The organism is Kitasatospora sp. NPDC048298, assembly GCF_043201465.1.
GTDB lineage: Bacteria > Actinomycetota > Actinomycetes > Streptomycetales > Streptomycetaceae > Kitasatospora.
Genome location: NZ_JBICYZ010000102.1, coordinates 1 through 1,352, shown reverse-complemented (window position 1 = coordinate 1,352; position 1,352 = coordinate 1). Strand labels below are relative to the sequence as shown.

Sequence of the window (1,352 nt, the reverse complement as noted above, 5' to 3'; positions counted from 1 at the left end):
GTAGGCCGGAGTACAAACACCGGTCCGGGCGGGCGTGGCCCGCGCGCGCCCCCCCCCCCCCCCCCCGCGGGGCCGGGGGGGGGGGCCCCCCCGGGGGGGGGGCCCCCCCCGGTGGTCCTGCCGGAGGGGGCGCGGCCGTTACGCCACCGCTTCCCCGTCCGGACGTTGATCCCCACCACCCGACACGCTTCCCTGTTGCTCACGCCTAGCTGCACGAGCTGAAGGTAGACGCGTCGCTCCGCTTCCAGGCGCCTCCCCTGGTTGACCGAACGATCCCGGATCTCGAAGTCCATCCCACCCCTTGAACTGGGGTGTTGCGACGACCGCTAGAACCCAAGCTCATGGCCGGGGCCGCCGAGCACAGACCCAACCGCTGCTGGGGTCTGTCCAGTGAACGGCTCTGTTCCGTAGTCGGTGGTGACGCTGTGTCCTCATTGTGGGAGGAGGATGCGGTGGCGAAGGAGGTCGAATCCGGCACGGCCGTGCATCTGACGCATGATCCTCTTGGTGCGGGTGTTGACGCCTTCGGTGCGGCCGTTGTGGTGGGGCAGGGTGAGGCCGGCGTCCACGGCGGCGCGGTCGAGTTCGAGGCCGTTGCAGAAGCTTTGCAGGTGGGGTAGGTCGGCGCCGCGGACTCGGGTGATCCACTCGGTGAGCCTGGCGTCGTTGCCCGCGGTCGGCATCAGCAGTTGGGCGAAGCCGCGGACGAAGCCTGCGAGCTCGGTCATCTCAGGGCAGGCCGGGGTGACGGCGTCCAGGAGCGCGGTCTCCTTGGTGCGCAGACGGTCGGGGTGGGTAAGCAGAAGCCGGGCGACGCGGCGCGGGGTGGTGACGGGGCGGTCGCCCTCGGCGCGGCCCTGGTTGAGGTAGCGGTGGAGCAGGTTGAGGCTGCCGGTGTAGCCCTGCTCCTTGATCTCCCGGAACAACTGGAGCACGGGCACGCCGGGCTCGGCCTCGCGCCGGGTGCGCAGGTGGTCGCGGTAGGGATCGACCAGGGTGGGCCGGTACTGGGGCGCGATGCGCTCGGCGGTCGGTTCGGGGGTGCGGGCGTAGCGTTTGACGGTGTTGAGGGCCAGGCCCAGGCGGCGGGAGCAGTCGAGCAGGCCCACCCCCTGGTCGAGGAGGGTGTGGACCTTGTGCCAGCGTTCGCGGGTGGTCTGTTCACGCACGCCACCGGGACGGTTGGGGTTGACGGTCGCCCAGCAGGTGGCGTGGGCGCGGACGGTGGCCAGGACCTTGTCGCACAGGTTCCGGAAGAGGGTACTGGTGGGCCGTCGGCGAGATGCCTGCTGAGCAGGTCCTTTTCCCACGGCCCCCAGCCCGAACGACGCATGCGACTTTCACCGCACGTC

The 1,352-nt window shown here is 70.9% G+C and carries 1 pseudogene; it reads right to left on the bottom strand.

From position 1 onward, the window contains the following. Positions 1-431 precede the first annotated feature (431 nt). A pseudogene (locus tag ACGF0D_RS40910) lies at positions 432-1,259 on the bottom strand (transposase); the annotation flags it as partial. Positions 1,260-1,352 lie beyond the last annotated feature (93 nt).